This window comes from Microcoleus pseudofavosus SVA1_A4, assembly GCF_036700565.1.
GTDB lineage: Bacteria > Cyanobacteriota > Cyanobacteriia > Cyanobacteriales > Microcoleaceae > Microcoleus.
In genome coordinates this window covers 1-20,558 of record NZ_JAUBPE010000033.1, presented here as the reverse complement: position 1 = coordinate 20,558, position 20,558 = coordinate 1, and the positions used below count along the sequence as shown (strand labels likewise).

The following is a 20,558-nucleotide window of genomic DNA, read 5'->3' as shown; positions in this document are numbered from 1 at the left end:
ATCAAAATGTATGAATTGCCTTGGAAGCTGACTTGGTAGAATTCATAAATCTTGCAGCGGCTGCTTCCACGAAAGCCTTAAAAATTCGAGAGTTAAACGAACAGTTTGGCGACATTTCTGGATGCCATTGAATTGCTATCATCCAAGGGTGAGAGCAGTGTTCCATTGCTTCTACCAAAGTGTCAGGTGCATTGGCTACTATTTGCCAATCGGATGTTACCTTCCGCACTGCTTGATGATGCCAGGAAACAACTGTTGTTGAAGTTTTTCCCATAATTTTTGCTAGCCGACTGTTTGGCTCAATTTCAATGGTATGCTCGATCGCACGCGGGGGAATTCCCGATCCGTGATTAACCTCGTCTCCGTAAGCATCCGGTACGTGAATCACCAAACTGCCGCCGCTGGCTACGTTCAACATTTGCATTCCCCGGCAAATCCCCAACACAGGTATGTCAGCCTTCAAAGCTAGTTTTGCTAAGCTTAATTCAAAATTGTCGCGTTCTGTATTAACTGAGTAAACTGTGCGATCGAGCAAACCGCCATAAAGTTCTGGATTGATATCTCCGCCCCCGGAAAAAATCAAACCGTCTACTGCATCAAAAATACTAGCCGGATCTAATGGATTGGGCGGCAGTAAAATCGGAATGCCACCAGCCGCCTGAACAGCATCAATATAAGTTCCATTTAAGCGATATTCGCCGGCTTGACAGCGGTTGTATGTTGTGATGCCAACGATCGGAAATTTTTTCATTTTGTGGAATAGGCCAGAAAGCCTGTTTCTAGTATGATAGCATTGAGTCCTAAAGTAAACTGATAATTGTCGGCAATGCTGTCTAATTTGTAACAGTTTCCGCAGCATTTTCTGGCAACGACTTGCGCGTGCACAGATAAGCCAGCGGCCCGAACAGCGGCACTAATGTTACTGCCCAAAATGCTGCCGCATTCTGCATTCCTCGGCGGGCCATGTCGTCTGCCAGCAATGCCGGAAACAACACCGAAAGCATACAGAAATCCAAACTCATTACGTGGATAAAGCGGCTGCTTTGCCACTGCCCAATAAAATCATACCAATCGCCTTTTGTCAAGCCAAAGGAAACTAAAGCAGCAGCGCCTAATGTTAGGACAATGGCAGTAAAACGGGAGTCTAATACCTTTAAAAAGACGTTTTTAGTGCCCGAAAATTCTGGAGTAGGTTCTCGCAGGGCTAAATAAGGCAGCAAGGCAAATGCGCCGACGCCAAAGGATAAAGTGGCAAATAACCATGCAGGTATTTTCTGCCCCCTGCCGTCAGCAAACAGCACGCAACTGTAGATGAGCGGCCAGACTCCCATGATGTTGAACAACGCTACAATTAAAGGGTTGATGTCTGCTATTTTGCCTGTGGAAAGATTTGTAATTAGTGCGATCGTTTCTGGGCTGTCGGGTGGTGCAAATACAAAGGCGTAGGTGGTAAATGCAATCCACAGCAGCCCAAATCCAATTTTTCTGAACATAGTGAGTTTTCTTTACTTCTAATATTACTATAGCAACGATCGATGATTTTTGAAAGAGACTTTTTTTTGTTAACTGCAGAGGACACAGAGGAAGAGGAGATTAGATCGGAACGTATTGCTATTTAATATTGCTGGTTTTGGGTAGATTGCTAAATTTTTGCATAAATTGGCGATCGATCCAATCTTTCCAGTACCACAGCAGCGCCGATTCCCACATGAAAGATCCGCGAGATGCGATCGCCCGTTTATTCCCAGTACCGATTAAGGCCAAATATTGTTCCTGCGGTGCAAAGGGTTTCAGCCGTTTTCCCAATAAAAACTGCTGCAAATTTTCAAACAGCGGTTTGCCCTGACGCACGGCAAACACGCCTGCTTTGGGACGCGGATAATTAACCATCGCAGCGATATCGCCAGCCCCAAATACGTTGGGGTGAGAGACGGATTGCAGGCAATCGTTGACTTGCATAAAGCCGTTTGAGTCGGCTGCTAAACCGGATTCTCCGATCCAATTGGCTGCCGATGCTTGTGTCACCCAAAAAATGCGATCGCACTCTAATTCTAAACCTGATTTACAGGAAATTTTGGCATTGGGCATTGGGCATTGGGCATTGGGCATCGGGCATTCTTGATTATCTTCTATGTCAATCGTTTCTGGCTTTTCTATAGCACTAACTTTTTCCATTAAATGCAGTTTAATCCCACGACTAATCAAAATTTCTTTCAGGCGGCGACGCACCCGTTTGTTATGTCCCGGCATTAATTCAGCACCGCTATGAAACAAATGAATTTCTGATGATAATTTGTCGGATTTTTGTTCCTTCTTCTCTCTTTTTTCTACCCTTGGGGGTAGGGGGGGGTTGCCTTCCTTCCCCAATCGAGATTGCATATTTAATGCTAATTCTACGCCGCCGGCACCGCCACCCACAATGGCGATCCGCAGCGGTTTTTGGGGATGGTTTTGCCTTGCGGAAATTAACTGATTCCAGCTAGCTAAAAACTCCGGTACGGGTTTAGCTGCAATTGCATAAGCTGTGGCACCCGGTACAGATAAAGTCGCAGGAGTGCTGCCGATATCCACAGAAAGCAAGTCAAAATTAACCGGAGGGCGAGTTTGACAAATAACTAAATTTTTGTTAAAGTCGATCGCGATCGCCCGATCGATTAATATTTGACATCCGGCAAATTCCGCGAGCGATCGCAAATCGATGTGACATTCATCATAACCGTAAAACCCGGCAACGTGTCCCGGCAGCATCCCCGAATAAGGCGCGTGCAGCACGTCGCTAATCAGAGTCAAACGCACACCTGGCAGCGGTTTGATGCCAAACATTTTTAATACAATAGCATGACTGTGACCGCCGCCAATTAAGACTAAATCTTTCACAATTAAAGATGTTCGATCGAAATGTTCCAGCACCGATATTGTACAGCACTCGCACTCCTTGGGCCACACTGTCCGGTAAGGAGAGCTTGCAGTGCGTAATTAATGATTTCTCAGCAGTTAGACAGAATGCTCTGGCTTACCCTCTGTATCGCAGATGATACTTGGCTCAGTTGCGATCGCCAAATCAGCGCAAATACCTGTAGACTGTAGAGCGAGCAAATTTTACCACCAAATTATGCCGGGGTGTGTTTGGATAGCTAACTCACCATTCAAAACTATGACATTACGCATCATTCCGCGCAGTTGGCAGCGATCGATTAAAACTCTTTTACCGCTTCTGTTTGCCCTCTCATTGATTATAGTATTGCTGGCGAACAACTTGATTCCGGCGATCGCCCAGCAACCCCGCCAGGAAATTCGCGGCGTTTGGATGACGACAAACGACAAAGACATCCTCAGAGATCGCCGCAAACTAGGAGATGCTGTCAGCCAACTAAAGCGGTTAAATTTCAACACTATTTATCCTGTAGTCTGGAATTCTGGCTATGCAATGTATCCCAGCTATGTAGCGCAGCAAAGAGACATTCAACCCTTTGTTTACAGAGGGTTAGACGGACAAGATATGCTCGCAGATTTAATCGATCGAGCTCACCGCCAAGGCCTGCTAGTAATTCCTTGGTTTGAGTTTGGCTTCATGGCTCCTCCCACATCAGAATTAGCCTTAAATAATCCCGAGTGGCTGACACAAAAACAGGACGGCAGCCAAACATCAAACGACGCCGGCGGCGAATTAGTTTGGCTCAATCCCTTTCATCCAGAAGTGCAGCAATTCATTACCGAACTCGTACTAGAAATCACCACTCAATACAACGCCGACGGTATCCAATTTGACGATCACATGAGTTTGCCCTCGGAATTTGGCTACGATGACTACACAGTTGCTTTGTATACCAAAGAAACAAAAAAAGCTCCGCCAAAAGATTTTCAAAATCCAGCATGGGTGCAATGGCGAGCTAATAAAATTACCGCTTTTATGTCGCAGCTAAATCAAGCCGTCAAAGCAATCAAACCCAATGCAATTTTCTCTATTTCTCCCAATTACTACGAATTTGCTTACAAACATCACCTGCAAGATTGGCTGGCTTGGGTGCGTTTGGATATTGCCGACGAGCTAATAGTGCAAGTGTACCGTCCCAATCTAGAATCGTTTGTCGGCAAGATTAACCGTCCAGAAATGCAAGAAGCACAGCAAAAGATTCCCACCGCAGTTGGAATTATGACAGGTTTGAGAAATAGCCCAGTACCGATTCAGCAAATTAAATCTCAGGTGCAAGCAGTCCAAGAATACGGCTTAGGCGTCGCTTTCTTTTACTACGAAAGCTTGTGGGAATATGCGCCAGAACCAATTGCCGATCGGCTTTCTCAATTTAGTGCTTTCTTCCCGTCTTCTGCATTCCGAACAGCGCTACAAATACCCAGACGCGCGGCTACTTTCCCTCCGCCACCGCCACCCAAGCCCGACCCCAAAGCTAAGCCGGATCGACCTACCAAAAACAGCGCACCTTCCCCCTCGCCAACCACGTAAAAGATTTAAAAAGTAGGGTGCGCATTGCGCACCTTACCGCGATCTCAATCATTAATCATTAATAAAAATGCCAACTAACCAAAAACTTTTACTACCAAAAATGGGCTGCGGCACTTGGGCCTGGGGCAACAGATTGCTTTGGGGCTACGATGAAAGTATGGACGGCGAATTGCAAGCCGCTTTCAATCTTTGTGTCAGTAATGGCGTGACTTTATTCGATACAGGCGACTCTTACGGAACCGGGAAATTAAACGGACGCAGCGAGCAGCTTTTGGGGCAGTTTTATCAACAATATCAAGGTGCAAATAAAGACAGTATTTGTATTGCGACAAAACTCGCGGCTTATCCTTGGAGACTGACGCGACAATCAATGATATCGGCGGGTAAAGCCTCTGCTTCGCGCCTCGGAAAAAATGTAGATTTGGTGCAAATGCACTGGTCTACAGCCAATTACGCTCCTTGGCAAGAGGGGGCTCTTTTAGACGGTTTGGCTGACCTGTACGAGCAAGGCTTGGTTAAGGGAGTGGGCTTGTCTAATTACGGGCCGAAACGGCTGAAATGGGTGCATCAGAAATTTAGCGATCGCCAAATTCCTATTGTTACATTACAAGTGCAATATTCGCTACTTTCTACCTATCCGGTGACAGAACTCGGATTGAAAGATGTTTGCGATGAATTGGGGATAAAATTGATTGCTTACAGTCCTCTAGCCTTGGGGTTGCTGACGGGTAAATATTCGGAAAACGGCGCGTTTCCTAAAGGTATTCGAGGTTTGGCGTGCAAGCAGCTACTTCCGGGAATGCGATCGCTTTTAGAGTGTTTGCGAGAAATAGCGACATTCAGAAACAAGACTGTTTCGCAGGTAGCAATCAACTGGTGCATCTGCAAAGAAACTATGCCGATTCCGGGGGCTAAATCTGCGGGACAGGCGAGGGATAATATTGGTGCTTTGGGGTGGAAATTAGATGGCGGCGAGATTGAAGAATTGGATAAAGCGGCGGCGAGTGCAGATAAAAAAATGGTGCAGAATATCTTTCAAACTAAGTAATAATAGGTTCGTAGTTCAGTAGCTATTACCCATTACCTCTTTCGGCAAATTTCCCTGATTTCTGCTTCAGGATGAGTGACAAGGTAATCTCTTAGCCACAAGCAACCCCGCCCGATTAAAATATCTAGATCGAGTTCTAAATTCCACAACTTGATAGTATTGTCAATCCCAGCAGAAGCCAGTGTTTTACCATCTGGACTAAACATAACGCTAGTAACTCTACCGAGATGCCCTTCTAGCGTTGAAATTTCTCGACCATTTTCTACATTCCAAACCCTCACAGTACCGTCATCACTAGAGGAAGCTAAAATCTTGCCATCCGGACTAAAACTGATATTACTTACATCAGATAAATGTCCTTCTAGGGTGAACAACAAGCTGCCATTTTCTGCATTCCACAGTTTGACTCTACTGTCCGAACCACCAGAAGCTAAGATTTTACCATTTGGACTAAAACTAATGGTATTTACCCAACCGCTATGGGCAGGAAAAGCCTGCGTCAAAGTAGCTATTTTTAAATTTAATAGCATTATATCACCGTCAGAACAAGACACAGCTAGAGATTTGCCATCTAAACTAAAACTTAAATCAGTTACAATACTGCGAGGTTCTTTAAAGGTTTTCAGCAAACTACCATCTGCTACATTCCAAAGTTTTACCGTACTATCAGAACTGCCAGAAGCTAAGGTCTTCCCATCTGGACTAAAGCGAATTCTCCTAACCCAAGCACGATGACCGTTGAGAGTTTTTAGCAATCTACCATCTTGCACGTTCCACAACTTCACTGTTTTGTCAGCACTGGCGGAAGCTAACATCTTACCATCGGGACTAAAACTAACACTTAGCACCCCGTCTAGATGACCGTTAAGAGTTTGGAGTAAAGTACCATTTTTGCTATTCCACAGCTTGATTTTAAAGTCGTCGCTACCGGAAGCTAACATATTACCGTCGGGACTAAAACTTACAGCTTGAACATTAGCGCTATTTCCTTTAATGGTTTGCGGTTCCCTAACCTCTAAATTCCAGAGCTTGATTGCACTATCAAAACTTCCAGAAACCAGAGTTTTGCCATCTGGACTAAAACCGATACTCATAATTCTCCCGCGATGTCCTTTGAGAAGTTGCGGTTCGGTTCTGTTGTCGTTTATATCCTCTAAATTCCACAACTTTACGGTACTATCGGAACTGATAGTGGCTAGAGTTTTGCCATCAGGACTAAAAATTGCACTCCAGACAGCCCTGCGATGGGTTGGGAGGTTTTGCACTAAAGTTCCATCTGCTACATTCCACAGTTTCACTATGCCTTCTTCATCGGTAGAAGCTAAGCTTTTACCGTCGGGACTAAAACTGACACTTCTGGTATGACTTTTATGATCTTTCAGAGTATTTACCAGGGTTCCATCGCCAATATTCCACAGCTTCACGGTTGTATCAAAACTTGCAGAAGCGAGAGTTTTACCATTGGGACTAAAACTAATATGGTTAACGCTATGGGTATGCCCTTTTAGAGTTTTTAATAACGTAGCATCTGCTGTTTTCCACAAATTGATAAAACCAGCGGAGCTACAGGAAGCAAAAATTTGACCGTCAGGACTAAAACTAACAGCTCGCACCCAGCTATGATGAGCCTTAATAGTTTTAATTAAAGTGCTGTGCGTTACATCCCACAACTTGACGGTACCATCTTCACTTCCCGAAGCCAAAATCTTGCCATTAGGATGAAAACTCACACTCGTAACTCTACCAGTATGTCCTGTCAGGGTTGATATCAATGTCGCTGGTCTAGCATTCCACAGTTTTACCGTACCATCCTCGCTAGCAGAAGCAAAAATTTTGCCATCGGGACTGAAAGTCACACTTTTGATAGCGCCGCGATGACCGATCGCGCGATCGCTTTCTCTAACATGATATATTGCTTGTTGCAGTCCTCTCATTACCTGCATCTGTGTCTCGTTGGTGGCTGATGGTTCTAATTTTTTCATCTTTTGCGCTGCTTGTAATGCTTTCAGCAGTGCTGCAAAAGGATCTGAAACCAAATCTGCTTTAGAAAATAAAGTTTGCAGGACTACTTGTTTTTCGGCGAGTTCCTGTTGGGCTTTTTTTACTTGTAATTGAATCGAGATTGCTGTGATTATAGAAATCCCCAAAACTACAGAACCGATCGCAATGATGCGGGTAGCCCTGCGCTTGGCTTGAGTTAATTTTACTTTCGCTTGTTGTTGAGCCGAAACTAAAGTATCATTGGCTTTTGCTAATATATGACTTTCTTCTTCTTTAACATCTAAAGCCAGTTTAAATTCTCGCTTTTCCCAATCTTGAGATGCTGCTAAAAAGCGGTAATCCAGATGGCTTAAATTTTTATCCCTCGACCATTCCAGAGCTTCTTGCAGCGCATTTCCCCGCAGCAGACGCGAATTATCCTCAAAATTAGCAGCAGCCCAAGCATTAAAAGTTTCCGAATAAGGCCGCAGCTTTCCTAGCTGTTTTTCCACCCATTCCAGATTGAAAACTTCGGCATAAATTCGGTTGTAAACTTTTAATCTTCCCTGCTGTTGCACCACTAAACCTGACAGCCGCAGTTCGGTTTGTTCGGGACTGCTATCAGCAAGAATCCCCCCCAGCCCCCCCTTGCTAAGGGGGGGAGCAAGAACAGAATTTAGCTCACCTTTGCTCAAGGGAAATAGAGCAGCACTTAGCCCCCCCTTGCTGAGGGGGGGTTGGGGGGGGTTCATGGATTCCAAGATTTGCTGGTAAAGCCCCAATAGCTGTCCGGCTTTTTGCTGATTTCTCAAAAGTCGATCGCGAATAGTTTTCAAATGCTCCGGCTCATCCTGAGACTCCCAATTCTCAACAACCCGCAACTTCACTAAGCCCCCAACCTGCAAGTCTTTCCGGCTATCCTCTGCCCCGCTGCGGTTAACTCTCTGCAACTGATTTTCCAACACCAACTTGCACAGCTTTTGCGTCAAAAAAGGTTGTCCCCCCGTCCAATCCAATATCTGGGCCATGACACTTTCAGGATTGTCAACCAGCCCCCGCCAACCATCCATCAAAGGCCGCACTTCACCAATCACAAAACCGCCTAAATTAATCGCCCTACCAATATTAAAAGGAGTTTGAGTTTTATCAGCAATCAAATCCGAAGGAGTTGCCACTCCCAACAGCGCAAAAGTCAGCCTGCGGTAGAGAGGATTGTCAACTCTTTGATTGTAAAACCAGCGGATCAGAGCAAAAAACTCATCCGCAGAAAAATTCATGCTCAATACTCGATCTATCTCGTCAATAAAAATAACTATATTTTGTGAAACTTCAACTAAAACAACTTCTTCAATAAACAAACTAAACCGCTGGAGTGGCGACAGTAAGTCCCGGCGATCGCGCCACCAATTCCGCCAATTAATTTTATTAGTTAGCTGACAGCTACTGACTAAAGAATTGACAATTCCTGCATACCATTTTTCGGGAGTTACATTTTCCTTACCAATACCTGTTAGATCGATAAAAGCGCAAACAGTGCCTTCAGCTTGCAGCCTTCGCATCGCCCGCACCCGCAAACTAGATTTGCCCATTTGGCGCGAATTCAGCACGTAACAAAACTCACCTGCTTTCAAACATTCGTAAAAGTCCAAGTCTGCTTGCCGCGTCACGTAACTTGACGCATCTGCTGCGAGACTTCCGCCAATCTGATATTCATCGCTAACGGGAGATTCTTTCATCATTGCTTGCACCCATATTTAGATTTGATTGTACGATCGCAAACGTAACTATGTAGAGATTTACCAAAAAACCTGATTTTTGCTGATTTTGATAATGCTTTGTCAGGGTACACCTGATTTTTTCCGATTAATTCCGAGTGCGAAGCTCTTTATCAGTTCCTATAATACCTGATTTTATCACCATTGCAGTTCAATAGTTTTACGAAGACACTGATAACAGAAAGCGAAAGGTGCAGCAAACAAATACAAACACTTAGCGCTTTGACAAACTCAGAATACACTCATAAATAGGATTACTACCATGACAGAATTTAGAACGATCGCCGACGCTAACATTTCTACCCTGAGATTCGATTTAATTGAAGACTTGACCGACGTTCCCCGGAAGGAAGACCCTGATTCAGATAATCCGAATCCTAAGCCTAATAAATTCGGTTTGATTGAAGACTTTACCGATGTTCCCCGGACGGAAGACCCCGATGCAGGTAAACCGCCGAATCCCAATCACAATAAATTCGGTGCTTTTGAAGACTTGACCGATCGTCCTCGGGAAGAAGATGATTCTACTAACCGTTTGTTCGGCAGCATCGATAAAATCGGCGGCGTACCCAATCCTAACACCATACCGGGAACGCCAGGAAATGACTACCTAGTAGGAAAGCATTACACGGACGATGCAATCTTTGGCGGTGGCGGTGCAGATACACTCAAAGGCCTTGACGGTGACGACTTCCTATTTGGCGGTACTGGCAATGATAAAGTCTATGGCGGTGGCGATTCCGATTGGCTAGAAGGCAATAGCGGCAATGACATTCTCATCGGTCACAGCAATAATGACGGAGGATACGATTATTATGAAGTCGATACCTTAATTGGCGGTTCGGGAGCCGATACATTCTCGCTAGTTATCGACGGCCCAGAGTTTGAAGTTCCTTACTTAGATGGCTTAGGCGAGCACGCTTATGCAATTATTCGGGACTTTAAGAAAGCCGATGGAGATGCAATTTTGATGGTCGGTCAAAAGCAAGACTACGAATTTGTATCGGGCTACTACGATTACGGCAATGACTCTCTGAAAGACACGAAAATATTTTATCAAGGTGACATGATTGCCGTAGTTTCAGATAACATGGCTGCGGATTTAACCCTGTCCTTTGTGTAATTGTATCTGTAGGGGCGCTGCACACCCTCCGCTTCGCTCCGCCCATTCTTGGCGTGTCAACTTAAGAGAAAATACCCCGCTTGCCTGCGGTTGGAAACCGCTCGTCTGGGTGCAAGTCGAATGTGGCGACGCCCGTCATCGAACTTGCACCTTTGCCTAAACAAACAAAATTCACCTACGTGGGTTTCGCTCAATCTCTACGCCCTAATTTTGAAGAACAAGGAGCAACTGAAATGGCAATTATTAATGGAACCCCTTTCAATGACGACGATACCTTCAATAACGGTCAATTCCGACCCAAGTTAGTTGGTAAAGATCCTGAATGGATGCAAGGCCCCAATGGCCCTGTATTAACGCTGGGATCTGACACAATCTATGGTGATGCAGGAAGCGATATATTGTTGGGTCTTGGTGGAAATGACTATCTAGATGGTGGGGCTAACAACGACGTTCTCGATGGTGGGGCTGGTAATGACACTTTATATGGCGGCGTTGGCTACGATTATCTAGTTGGCGGCCTTGGTAACGATCTGCTGATTGGCGGTACTTTAGACGATGCTTTACTTGGCGGTACGGGCAACGACATTCTATACGGCGGAAGCGGTAACGATCAACTTACTGGTTTCGGCTTTGGGCAAAATGAATTCGACACCCTCACGGGTGACATTGGAAAGGATACCTTCGTGTTGGGTGACGCAAATAGCGTTTACTACCTCGGAAATGGCTACGCCACACTTACGGACTTTAGTTTAGCTCAAACCGATAAAATCCAAATTCAAGGCATTCTAACAGACGGTTATTCGCTTGGACTTGGCAACTGGGAAGGTAGCAATGCCCAAGACACTGGAGTCTTCTACAAGGGTGATTTGATTGGTGTTGTGCAAGACCAAAATATTACCAATGTCAACCCCAATCAGGTGTTCATCTCCGCTTTTTAACCTAAAACGCGGCAGAAATATTCGCGGTACAAGTTGCAACGCGGCATGACATAATTGTTTTGCCGCCGCACAATTCCCATGCTGTGCAATTTGTAAATTTGCATTGAATCTAATTCCACTGGTTCGGCAGAATTGACAACTTTTTTCAAAGCTAAAGCTAATTCTGGATTGTGTTGCAGTATTTCCAAATGCTTTCGCAAATGACTGCTGTAAATTCCAGATTCTGATGCCGCATTTTTTAATAGCTGAGTTAATGAGATTTTGCCACAACTAATCTCATACATTGCCAATCTTACTAAATAAGGATGTCCGCCGATCGCACTTATTAACTCTCGCAACTGCCCCTCATCCCAATCCAAGCCGTGCAAACGAGCTAAATCGTAAATTTGCTGGCTGTCAAACTCTTGCAATTCAATGGGAACCCCGGCATTAAACGGAGATTGATTCATGTCCAAGGGAATATAAACTTCCGTAGAATGCGCCATTACCAACCGCAGTTTTTTCCAGACATCCGAAATCTTGGCTTTTTCGTGCCAGCTTCGCAGCATCCCCAGAAAGTCTTCAACTACTTCTGTGTAGGGAAATATGCGATCGACTTCATCCAATCCCAAAACCAGAGGAGTTTCTGTTTCTGCTAGCAGATACTCTTCAAAGTAAACCGTACAGTTATCGTTGCTGCCCAAAATATCCGTATCCCAATATTCGTTTAACTTGTTTTCTAACTTTAACTGCCGGCTTACCATCAAACACAGCCAGCGCAGAAATTTATCCAAATTTGTTAATATTCCTCGGTCTGCGGCGCTCAAATCGAGATAAACTGCGTGATAGTTCTCCCCCTGGGCGCAAGCTAAAATTCGGTTCATCAATGAAGTTTTGCCCATCATTTCCGGTGCTTTGATCCGAATCAGCGAACCGGGTTTCACAACTGTCTCGCAGCACAGAGATTCAATGTTGCAACGCTCTACATAAAAAGGAGAGTCTAATGCTACCGACCCTTCGGGAAACTGCAAGTTTGCTACTATAGGTAGAGTTTGCGAGGGGAGATTTGTGTTAATAGATGGACTGGATTCTGGTGACGCCGCTCTTTTCAAAGCTTCTTTAAAATTTTTCTTAGTGATTTTTTCTCCTAATGCGTCTGAAAGCTTGTGCCACAATTTATTGCCGACATCTTTGTTGAGGTATTCAGCACTGTAGCCGTAAGTTTTGGCGATTTCGTCGTAACTTTTGCCTTCCCAGGAACCTTGAAGGACTTTCATTTCGATGTCGCTGAGATGTTTGCCGGTGTTTTGAGCAAAAATGCGATCGGCAGCATCTTTGGTTTTGCTCCAAGAGAATTCTAATTCTGAGTTCATGGACTTCGCCGGAGAGTACGTATATACGTAAATATGCAGACTATGACAAGAGATATATTGTTCCTGCATGAAAAAGTCACCCTGACTTTTCCCTATTTTAACTGATTTAACCTGAGTTTTTACTATCAATCACTGCTAGCCGCCATTTTTGGACTGATTTAAACACCTGATTTTATTCCCATTGTCGGTTGCTTTGTTAGAAGAGAAACTAGGAGATATCAAGCAAGTTAGTTGAGTTGCCCTCACCCTTGCACCAATTTGAAAACAAACAGGAGCAACAGCAATGTCATCAGTTATCAACGGTACTCAATTCGACGACAACAACACAGTCAACGGCAACGGTCAATTCCACAAATCCCTAGTAGGAGACGATTTTACGATCGACGGTCAAGGTCAAATTCTGATTGCAAATGATACAATCTACGGCTATGAAGGCAACGATAAATTGTTCGGTCGCGCTGGAGATGACTTGCTTGACGGTAGCTTCGGAGAGGACGAATTAAATGGCGGTGCCGGCAACGATAAATTAGACGGCGGCTTCGGCAACGATAAATTAAATGGCGATGACGGCAACGATTATTTAACAGGCGATGCTGGCGAGGATAGATTATACGGAGGCGCAGGTAAAGATACGCTATCGGGAGGGCTTCACAACGATTATCTATTCGGAGGAAGCGGCAAAGATTATCTCATCGGCGGGGACGGTAGCGATTACCTTGACGGTGCTAATTTTTCGGGGGCTGGTAACGGTATAGGCGGCGGCAGCGAATCCGATTCTCTCGCCGGGGGCGCGGGAGCCGACACATTTGTGCTCGGTAACGTTGATAACGTTTACTACCTCGGAACTGGCCACGCGACAATTACGGATTTTACTTTAGGTCTAGATAAAATCCAAATTAAAGGCAAGTTAGCGGACGGCTATTCCCTCAAACCAGGCGATTGGAACGGCAACAAGGCTCAAGATACTGGTATCTTCTACAAGGACAATTTGATTGGCGTTGTACAAGATACAAACTTAAGTAATGTTAACCCCAATCAAGTATTCTTCTCGGCGCCTCCCATCCCCGTATAGTGTCAACGATCGCTGTCAAAGGGCGGGCAGCGGAGCACCGCCCTACATTATTTTAACCGGAGTTTTTTATGATGAATAATTCGGGCGATCGACAAAAATTAAGCAGATTTTTCTACACAAGTTTGACCTTACTTTCAGCTATCCTCCTAGGAGGCTTGGGAAAGCTTTACGACGAGTCCAACAACATAGCTTTAGCGTCAGAAGGCATCCCCGTTAGCGGTAGCGGCGACGCGCAACTCCAGCCTATTTTACAATCCCTAACACAATTCATGCAGCATCGGTGCGTCGGTGCGGCCGTACTCGGTGTTTCTGTTAAAGGTAAACCCGTGGGTGTTTGGGGTCTAGGCCGCATGAAAGGCCGATCGACTAATAATGTAAATCCGGCTTGCGGCGACGATATGCAGGCTCCTCTGGCTCCCCCGGTAGCCGCAGATACCCCCATGCGTATGGGCAGCATCAGCAAGCCTGTTACCTTTGCAATGGTGCGCTGGGCCCTGAAACAGACAGCGCGCGATCGCACAAATTTAGAACTGACTGACGACCAAATTGAAGGGATGAAATTGTTCGATCCAGAGCATTATCCGCCGCTAATTCCCGGTTTGAACAAACAATATCCAGTAGCAATTATTCCTAAGAATTTGCACGCCGTATTTTCGGGAAAAGTGAAATTTCCCCTTGCCGTGAAAGACAAAAACTGTGCCAATCTCAACACGGGATTTGCAGACAAACAGTGGCAAAACGTCACCCTGGGACACTTATTATCCCACCGATCGGGACTTCAGCGGAGCGCGCCCAGATACGGTGAAGATATCACCGCAAATTTGCCCGTGCTTCGCAATCTGAAAACTCCAGCCGATTTTCAATCACAAGAACAGTTACTTGTCAATGAGTGGGGCTACAAATCTATCAGTTCAGCTAAAAATCAACTCGGCATTTCTCCTAACGCCGGCTATTTTTTGCCCAGTCCTACTTTAGCAGAAACTATGCAGATTTTAGCAGGGCGATGCCTTCAGTATCCTCTCGGTCAATATCACTATTCCAATACCAGTCCGGCATTTCCTACAGTTATTTTGCAGCAGTTGGTAGCTTCCGGCAGATATGCGGCTAAAATGGGTAAATTAGAAACTCATCAAGGTTCGGCTTTAGAAGTTTTTTTTAAAGCGGAGTTAGGAATTTCTACTACGGCTGCGAGGGGAATTTTCATGAGCCAAGGAGTAGAAAATATTGCCGATCGCGAACCAGATAAACGCGATTGGAACGGGCAGACTTATTATTGGAAAGGATGGGATGTGAAGCGGCCGCACTGCATCTGGAAGGGCAGCTTGTGCGATTTTTCTACTTGGCTAAATCCGCAGCCTGGGACGATAAATTGGTCTTGGAATTTGGGTCGGGTTCCTTTTAGCAGCAGAAACACAGATTTGGTACCCGGTACTGGTTCGCTTGCTGCGGAAGCTGAAGTTTTTCTCAAATTTATGTCTGAATATTGGGTAGGTGGTTATGAAAATAACCCGCGCATCGGGGAGAAGCGAAATAATGTTTGGAATCGATATACCGCGCACAATGGAGCGCTTGACGGCACTCATGCTTGGGCTATTCAGTTAGGGGGAAATCGCAATCCTAAAGAGTGGAAATTGCCGCCGCTGGACGATAAAGGTCGCATCCTTGATGATTTTGGCAAGTTGATGATGTATTCGGGTAATTTGCCGGATGGAGTCGATATTTTTGTGGCTGTAAATCAAAATGCCGATCGCAAATGTGTAGAGGCTAAAAGTTACAATTGCGGGGATGCTTACGGAATGTTGAATAATTTTATTTTGTACGGAGTTTCTCAGGTTAATTGGGAGGCGATCGCGCCTTAATAGTACCATAATATCAATTTCGGTGGCATCGGAATTAATATTACCCGAAATCAGGACACGGCAGTGCCGTGTCCCTACAATTAATCGCGGTAGGGAAACGGCACTGCCGTGTCCTCTATATCATTCCGGCGCTACCACAAAAAGAGAGGACTGAAGTCCTCCCTACAAACTTAGAAATTGCTTTTAATCTCTCGCACAAAAATTTTCCACGCACCGCACAAACATTTCTACACCCATCCCCAAGGCAGTTTCATCAAAATCAAATCGCGGGTGATGGTGCGGGTAAGCCAAATTTTTCTCTGGATTGGCCGAACCTAAAAAGAAATAGCAACCGGGGACTTCTTGCAAAAAGAACGACATATCCTCGCCCCCCATTGTTTGACATTCCGGCACTATTCCCGCAGGAGTTTCTACAACCGATTCTGCAACGCTACGCACCAATTCAGCTATTCTCGAATCATTAATAACTGGCGGGTAAAGCGAACAATAATCGAATTTGTAATTTGCCCCGTGACTCTGACAAATTCCGGCAATTATTTGCTCTATTCGCTTGTCAAAATAACTTTGATATTTTGGATTGAAATAGCGCACGGTGCCGCCGATTTGAGCGGTGTCTGCAATCACGTTGTGGGTGTGGCCTGCGTGGAATTTGCCGACAGTTACTACCGCTGAGTCGATCGGGTCAATGTTCCGGGCGACAATTGCCTGTAAAGCGCTGACAATTTGGGCTGTAACTACGATCGCATCTACAGTCTGATGCGGCATTCCACCGTGTCCGCCTTTGCCAAAAATCGTGCAGTCAAAAGTTTCTACAGCCGCCATCAGCGCACCGCTGCGAACGCCTACAGTGCCTAAAGGTAGATTGTTCCACAAATGCAAGCCGACGATCGCATCAACATCAGGATTCTTCAAAACTCCCGCTTCAATCATCGGTTTTGCGCCCCCTGGGCCTTCTTCGGCGGGCTGAAAGATCATTTTTACTTTACCCGAAAAGCTGTGTTTGTGCTTTGCGAGATAACAAACAGTACCGAGGGCGATCGCAGTGTGGCCGTCGTGGCCGCAAGCGTGCATAATTCCCTTATGCTGCGATCGATAATCCACCTCATTTTCCTCTTGAATCGGCAAAGCATCCATATCAGCCCGAATTGCCAAAACCCGCCCCGGTTTGCCGCTGTCTATAGTTGCGACAATCCCAGTTTTAGCAATATTAGTTTCACGATCTATTCCCCATTCCTGCAACTTTTGCGAGACAAATTGCGCCGTTAAATTTTCCTGAAAACTCAACTCCGGCTTTTGGTGCAAAAGGCGGCGCCATTCGACTAGCTGAGGCTGCAAATTTCTAATCTCAAGCCGCAATTGAGATAAATTGACAGAAGTTAAATTCGGTAAAGTAGAAACCATTTTTCATTCTCCTTATAGCAATTCTGAATAATTTGTGAAACTCTCTCTTCTCTTTCTCTGCGGTCTCTGCGGTCTCTGCGGTTAAAATAAAATCTTCTTCAATCCTATCTGAGTTGTGCAGGAGATTTTTTTAAAATGAACCGCAGAGGGCGCAGAGTACGCAGAGGAAGAGAAGAATGAGCAACAGAGGTGTTGAGAGTACAGTTATTTAGAAATCTTAGAAACTAAATTAACCCCAGGCAATAAGCGCTCCAAATCTAATTGTGAAGCAACTTTAGCTAATTTGGCAAGGTCAGTCGGGTCATCTAAATGCGGCAAAATACCTAACACAGGCATTTGAGTTAGGGATTGGATCAAATCAACCGGTGCGAGATCGGTAATTTCTTCTTCAGAATAAGCTTGAACGCAATTAAGCACAATACCTCTAAGCTTAAAACCAGTGTGTCTGGCGAGAGCAACATTCGCCACAGCTTGCCCGATCGCCCCCAACCTCACAGGTACCACCAACACTCCCCTCAGCCGCCAATCCCTGGCAATATCGGCCACCGTCAGTTCCCGGGTTACAGGCGAACCCAGCCCTCCCAAAGCTTCCACCAACACAAAATCCTTGCGCTCAGAGAGGCTTTGCCACGCCGTCCAGACCTTTTCCAGCTCGATATGTCTCCCCTCCCGTTCGGCGGCAACCGGCGGTGCTAGAGGCGCCCCGAAGTGCAGCGGATTGAGTTCTTCGGGGGATTGGTCGAGGGCAAACAAACGGGTGTAGAGTTCGCGATCGCCCGTTCCCGTTTGCAACAGCTTCATAATTCCCAAACTGCGATCGGGAAAATACATTTGCCAATAAGCAGCCAGAGCGCTGGTCAAAACAGTTTTGCCCGCGTCGGTATCAGTTCCAGCAATTAGCAAGGAGTTCATTGACAAATAGCTAACAAATAATTGGCCTCAACATCAGTCTAGGGGAATTTTGCCAGAAGTCTAGGGTTCCGGCGACGGCGCGGGAGTTGGCGCTGGTTCCGGCGACGGCGCAGGAGTTGGCGCGGGTTCCGGCGACGGTGCGGGAGTTGGCGCTGGTTCCGGCGACGGTGCGGGTTCCGGCGACGGCGCGGGAGTTGGTGCTGGAGTTGGCGCGGGTGTTGGCGCGGGTGTTGGTTTGGGCGCGGGAGTCGGTGCGGGAGTCGGTTTTGGTGTCGGTTTGGGCGCGGGAGTCGGTGCGGGAGTCGGTTTTGGTGTCGGAGTTGGCGCTGGGGTCGGTTCTGGGGTCGGTTCTGGGGTGGGTTCCGGCACAGGTTCTGGGGTGGGTTCCGGTAAAGGTTCTGGGGTTGGTTCCGGCACAGGTTCTGGGGTTGGTTCCGGCACAGGTTCTGGGGTTGGTTCCGGCACAGGTTCTGGGGTTGGGGTGGGCAAAGGTTGCGGGGTTGGGGTTGGCAAAGGTAGCGGGTTTGGTACCGGAGTTAGTGTCGGCGTCGGACTTGTGAGTTCTGGCGGTGTCGGAGTGGGTTTGGGGCGCGGATTGTTGTTGAGAAATGAGCCGACTAAAGCCCAGGAACCGAAGCCTGTCAAGATTACTAAGCCCGCCAGCAGACCGATCGCAGCGACGGGATTGTCCCAAATAGAGCCGCCGGCCGGCTCAATTAGCGGGTCTGGCTGGTTTTGCGGGTGGGAACTCTGGGCGATCGGCTCAGGCGCGCGACCCACGGCCACCGTTGCGATTAGCGAAGGGTCTGGTTGAACCGCTGCTGGCGCGGGCGGTACAGTTTGCGGGTTAGAGTAAGGATTAGTTTGGCCGTCGAGTGCTTGGGCGACTTCGCTGACAGATTGATAGCGATCGCCCGGAGACCGGCTCAACATCCTATTGAGCACCAAAGCCAAACCCGGGCTCACCTGCACTTGCTGCTGCCAATTCCACTGCAGCGTTGTTCGATCGAGCAATTCCTGCGGTTCTTTCCCCGTCAGCAGGACGATCGCCGTTACAGCTAAAGCGTAGAGGTCGCTGCTGGCAGTGGCGCGCCCGCTTTGCAACTGTTCCACCGGCGCGTAGCCGATTTTACCGACAGTTGTCGCGTGGGCTGTGCCTTCGGGAGACTGCACTTTGGTAGCGAGTTCTTTTACTACTCCAAAGTCAATCAGTACGGGCATTTGGTCGTTTTCGCGCCGGATGATATTTTCAGGCGAGATGTCGCGGTGGATGATGCCGCGGGCGTGGATGTGAGCCAGTACCGGCAGCATTTGCCGGATAAATACCAAGACTTCGGCTTCGGTGAAGGTGCGGCCTGTTGAAGTTCGATCGAGCAACAGTTCGCGGTAAGTCATCCCTTCCACGTAATCCTGCACCAAAAACAAACGCTGGTTCTCTTCAAATATTGCCCGAAACTGGGGAATTTGCGGGTGCCCAATTTGGTAAAGAATTGCCGCCTCTCTTTGAAACAATTCCTTCGATTTTTCCAAAACGTAAGGCCCGCTTTGCACCGGAATCAATTCTTTCAGCGCGCAGCGTTCTTGAAACCGCCCCAAATCTTCTACTAAATAAGTCCGGCCAAATCCCCCTTGACCTAAAATATTCACCAAGCGGTAGCGGTTTTGTAGGAGAGTTCCAATAGCAATAGGTGGCTGCATAAGTTTAAGTAGAAACTGTTAAATAGTTGACAGTTGACAGTTGACAGTTGACAGTTGACTGGGAATTTAAACCCGTTCATCAACAATTGCTAATTGTCCAGTGTTAAAAAATAGACGATCCTGCTAGGTCTTTAACACTCAATAGCATACTTCACTGTCTTTAGGTCTCAGTCCCGACCAAAGTTAGCATTTTATGTTTTTTTACGCAAGTTCCAGAAACCAGTTTTTTTTATAAATTTAAGGAGGGGCAACCACGAGGGGTTTGCCCCTACATTTCCGATGTTTTGGGGTCGATCGAATGACTGCTGATGGTACTGTCAACTAACAACTGTCAACTGTCAACTGTCAACTGTCAACTGACTAAGCTTTGCTTTCACCATGTCTTGAATTTTGTTGCCGTCTGCTTTGCCTTTAAGCTGCTGCATTGCCTTGCCCATCACCTTGCCCATATCTTTTGCAGAAGTAGCGCCAACAGAGGCAATCACTTCGTCAACGACTTGACTCACTTCTTCGTCTGACATTTGCGGCGGCAAATACTCTTCTACAATTGCTAACTCCGCCTCCTCTTGTGCCACTAAATCTTCGCGGCCGCCTTTGCGGTATTGTTCGATCGAGTCCCGGCGCTGTTTGGCTATTTGCATCAAAATTTCCAGTTCTTGAGCTTCTGTCAGCGTGTCTTGCCCGGAGGGGCGGAGGCTGACTTCTTTTTCGAGAATAAATTTTTTGATGCCGCGAACTGTTTCCAAGCGAACTTTGTCCTTGGATTTCATGGCTGTTTTGATCTCTGCGTCAATGCGTTCTCTTAAGCTCATCGATTTCTACCTTGCTTTGCCCGATATCAAAAATCTGGAGTATGCTCCGAGGCGTTGCTGAATTGATGTATGATGTAGCGATCAAGATCCAAAAACATTATTCAAAACAGGATGGAATCTTTAGCT

Annotated in this window: 15 protein-coding genes; 6 read left to right on the top strand and 9 right to left on the bottom strand. The window is 46.4% G+C overall.

Features of this window, described 5'->3' with window-relative positions; genetic code table 11:
* Position 1 precedes the first annotated feature (1 nt).
* The 3 genes from QUA02_RS15885 to QUA02_RS15875 form a co-directional block, all read right to left on the bottom strand.
* The gene (locus QUA02_RS15885; protein WP_333029149.1) at positions 2-751 is read right to left on the bottom strand and encodes a gamma-glutamyl-gamma-aminobutyrate hydrolase family protein; all 750 of its coding nucleotides are present in this window, start codon (positions 749-751) and stop codon (positions 2-4) included.
* An 82-nt stretch (positions 752-833) separates the two neighbouring features.
* Positions 834-1,493: a DUF2834 domain-containing protein gene (locus tag QUA02_RS15880; RefSeq protein ID WP_333029148.1), complete on the bottom strand. Its 660-nt coding sequence runs from the start codon at positions 1,491-1,493 to the stop codon at positions 834-836.
* Between the two features lie 118 nt (positions 1,494-1,611).
* Positions 1,612-2,823 carry a slr1591 family oxidoreductase gene (locus tag QUA02_RS15875; RefSeq protein ID WP_445305177.1) on the bottom strand — a complete coding sequence of 404 codons (1,212 nt, stop codon included), beginning with the start codon at positions 2,821-2,823 and terminating at the stop codon, positions 1,612-1,614.
* Between the two features lie 247 nt (positions 2,824-3,070).
* Between QUA02_RS15875 and QUA02_RS15870 the strand changes: the two genes are divergently transcribed.
* Positions 3,071-4,462 (top strand): glycoside hydrolase family 10-like protein, encoded by a 1,392-nt coding sequence (locus QUA02_RS15870; protein WP_333029189.1) that lies wholly within the window; start codon positions 3,071-3,073, stop codon positions 4,460-4,462.
* Positions 4,463-4,529: 67 nt separating this feature from the next.
* Positions 4,530-5,510: an aldo/keto reductase gene (locus tag QUA02_RS15865; RefSeq protein WP_333029146.1), complete on the top strand. Its 981-nt coding sequence runs from the start codon at positions 4,530-4,532 to the stop codon at positions 5,508-5,510.
* 32 nt (positions 5,511-5,542) lie between these two features.
* Here QUA02_RS15865 and QUA02_RS15860 read toward each other — a convergent pair whose 3' ends face one another.
* Entirely contained in the window at positions 5,543-9,229 is a 3,687-nt protein-coding gene (locus QUA02_RS15860; protein ID WP_333029145.1) for a WD40 domain-containing protein, read from the bottom strand.
* 298 nt (positions 9,230-9,527) lie between these two features.
* On the opposite strand from QUA02_RS15860, the gene QUA02_RS15855 reads away from it, so the two are divergent.
* Together QUA02_RS15855 and QUA02_RS15850 are read left to right on the top strand one after the other, a co-directional pair.
* Positions 9,528-10,388 carry a calcium-binding protein gene (locus QUA02_RS15855; protein WP_333029144.1) on the top strand — a complete coding sequence of 287 codons (861 nt, stop codon included), beginning with the start codon at positions 9,528-9,530 and terminating at the stop codon, positions 10,386-10,388.
* An 80-nt stretch (positions 10,389-10,468) separates the two neighbouring features.
* A complete protein-coding gene (locus QUA02_RS15850; protein ID WP_333029143.1) occupies positions 10,469-11,326 on the top strand; it encodes a calcium-binding protein in 858 nt (285 codons plus the stop codon).
* On the opposite strand, the gene QUA02_RS15845 is transcribed toward QUA02_RS15850, so the two are convergent.
* The gene (locus QUA02_RS15845; RefSeq protein ID WP_333029142.1) at positions 11,323-12,678 is read right to left on the bottom strand and encodes an AAA-like domain-containing protein; all 1,356 of its coding nucleotides are present in this window, start codon (positions 12,676-12,678) and stop codon (positions 11,323-11,325) included. The genes QUA02_RS15850 and QUA02_RS15845 overlap by 4 nt on opposite strands.
* Positions 12,679-12,961: 283 nt before the next feature.
* Here QUA02_RS15845 and QUA02_RS15840 point away from each other — a divergent pair, with 283 nt between their 5' ends.
* Together QUA02_RS15840 and QUA02_RS15835 are read left to right on the top strand one after the other, a co-directional pair.
* Positions 12,962-13,750: a calcium-binding protein gene (locus tag QUA02_RS15840; RefSeq protein ID WP_333029141.1), complete on the top strand. Its 789-nt coding sequence runs from the start codon at positions 12,962-12,964 to the stop codon at positions 13,748-13,750.
* Between the two features lie 68 nt (positions 13,751-13,818).
* Positions 13,819-15,609 (top strand): serine hydrolase, encoded by a 1,791-nt coding sequence (locus tag QUA02_RS15835; protein ID WP_333029140.1) that lies wholly within the window; start codon positions 13,819-13,821, stop codon positions 15,607-15,609.
* A gap of 183 nt (positions 15,610-15,792) precedes the next feature.
* On the opposite strand, the gene QUA02_RS15830 is transcribed toward QUA02_RS15835, so the two are convergent.
* The 4 genes from QUA02_RS15830 to QUA02_RS15815 all read right to left on the bottom strand — a co-directional run bounded on the left by QUA02_RS15830 (position 15,793) and on the right by QUA02_RS15815 (position 20,432).
* Positions 15,793-17,010 carry a M20 family metallopeptidase gene (locus tag QUA02_RS15830; protein WP_333029139.1) on the bottom strand — a complete coding sequence of 406 codons (1,218 nt, stop codon included), beginning with the start codon at positions 17,008-17,010 and terminating at the stop codon, positions 15,793-15,795.
* A 204-nt stretch (positions 17,011-17,214) separates the two neighbouring features.
* A complete protein-coding gene (bioD, locus tag QUA02_RS15825) occupies positions 17,215-17,922 on the bottom strand; it encodes a dethiobiotin synthase (RefSeq protein ID WP_333029138.1) in 708 nt (235 codons plus the stop codon).
* A gap of 60 nt (positions 17,923-17,982) precedes the next feature.
* A complete protein-coding gene (locus QUA02_RS15820; protein WP_333029137.1) occupies positions 17,983-19,620 on the bottom strand; it encodes a protein kinase domain-containing protein in 1,638 nt (545 codons plus the stop codon).
* A 338-nt stretch (positions 19,621-19,958) separates the two neighbouring features.
* Positions 19,959-20,432 (bottom strand): GatB/YqeY domain-containing protein, encoded by a 474-nt coding sequence (locus QUA02_RS15815; RefSeq protein ID WP_333029136.1) that lies wholly within the window; start codon positions 20,430-20,432, stop codon positions 19,959-19,961.
* Between the last annotated feature and the right edge of the window lie 126 nt (positions 20,433-20,558).

Excerpts from the sequence above, each read along its gene's own strand:
- QUA02_RS15885 (WP_333029149.1), bottom strand. The coding sequence starts at position 751 with ATGAAAAAATTTCCGATCGTTGGCATCACAACATACAACCGCTGTCAA.
- QUA02_RS15880 (WP_333029148.1), bottom strand. The coding sequence starts at position 1,493 with ATGTTCAGAAAAATTGGATTTGGGCTGCTGTGGATTGCATTTACCACC.
- QUA02_RS15875 (WP_445305177.1), bottom strand. The coding sequence starts at position 2,823 with ATGTTTGGCATCAAACCGCTGCCAGGTGTGCGTTTGACTCTGATTAGC.
- QUA02_RS15865 (WP_333029146.1), top strand. The coding sequence starts at position 4,530 with ATGCCAACTAACCAAAAACTTTTACTACCAAAAATGGGCTGCGGCACT.
- QUA02_RS15860 (WP_333029145.1), bottom strand. The coding sequence starts at position 9,229 with ATGATGAAAGAATCTCCCGTTAGCGATGAATATCAGATTGGCGGAAGT.
- QUA02_RS15855 (WP_333029144.1), top strand. The coding sequence starts at position 9,528 with ATGACAGAATTTAGAACGATCGCCGACGCTAACATTTCTACCCTGAGA.
- QUA02_RS15845 (WP_333029142.1), bottom strand. The coding sequence starts at position 12,678 with ATGAACTCAGAATTAGAATTCTCTTGGAGCAAAACCAAAGATGCTGCC.
- QUA02_RS15840 (WP_333029141.1), top strand. The coding sequence starts at position 12,962 with ATGTCATCAGTTATCAACGGTACTCAATTCGACGACAACAACACAGTC.
- QUA02_RS15835 (WP_333029140.1), top strand. The coding sequence starts at position 13,819 with ATGATGAATAATTCGGGCGATCGACAAAAATTAAGCAGATTTTTCTAC.
- QUA02_RS15830 (WP_333029139.1), bottom strand. The coding sequence starts at position 17,010 with ATGGTTTCTACTTTACCGAATTTAACTTCTGTCAATTTATCTCAATTG.
- bioD (WP_333029138.1), bottom strand. The coding sequence starts at position 17,922 with ATGAACTCCTTGCTAATTGCTGGAACTGATACCGACGCGGGCAAAACT.
- QUA02_RS15820 (WP_333029137.1), bottom strand. The coding sequence starts at position 19,620 with ATGCAGCCACCTATTGCTATTGGAACTCTCCTACAAAACCGCTACCGC.
- QUA02_RS15815 (WP_333029136.1), bottom strand. The coding sequence starts at position 20,432 with ATGAGCTTAAGAGAACGCATTGACGCAGAGATCAAAACAGCCATGAAA.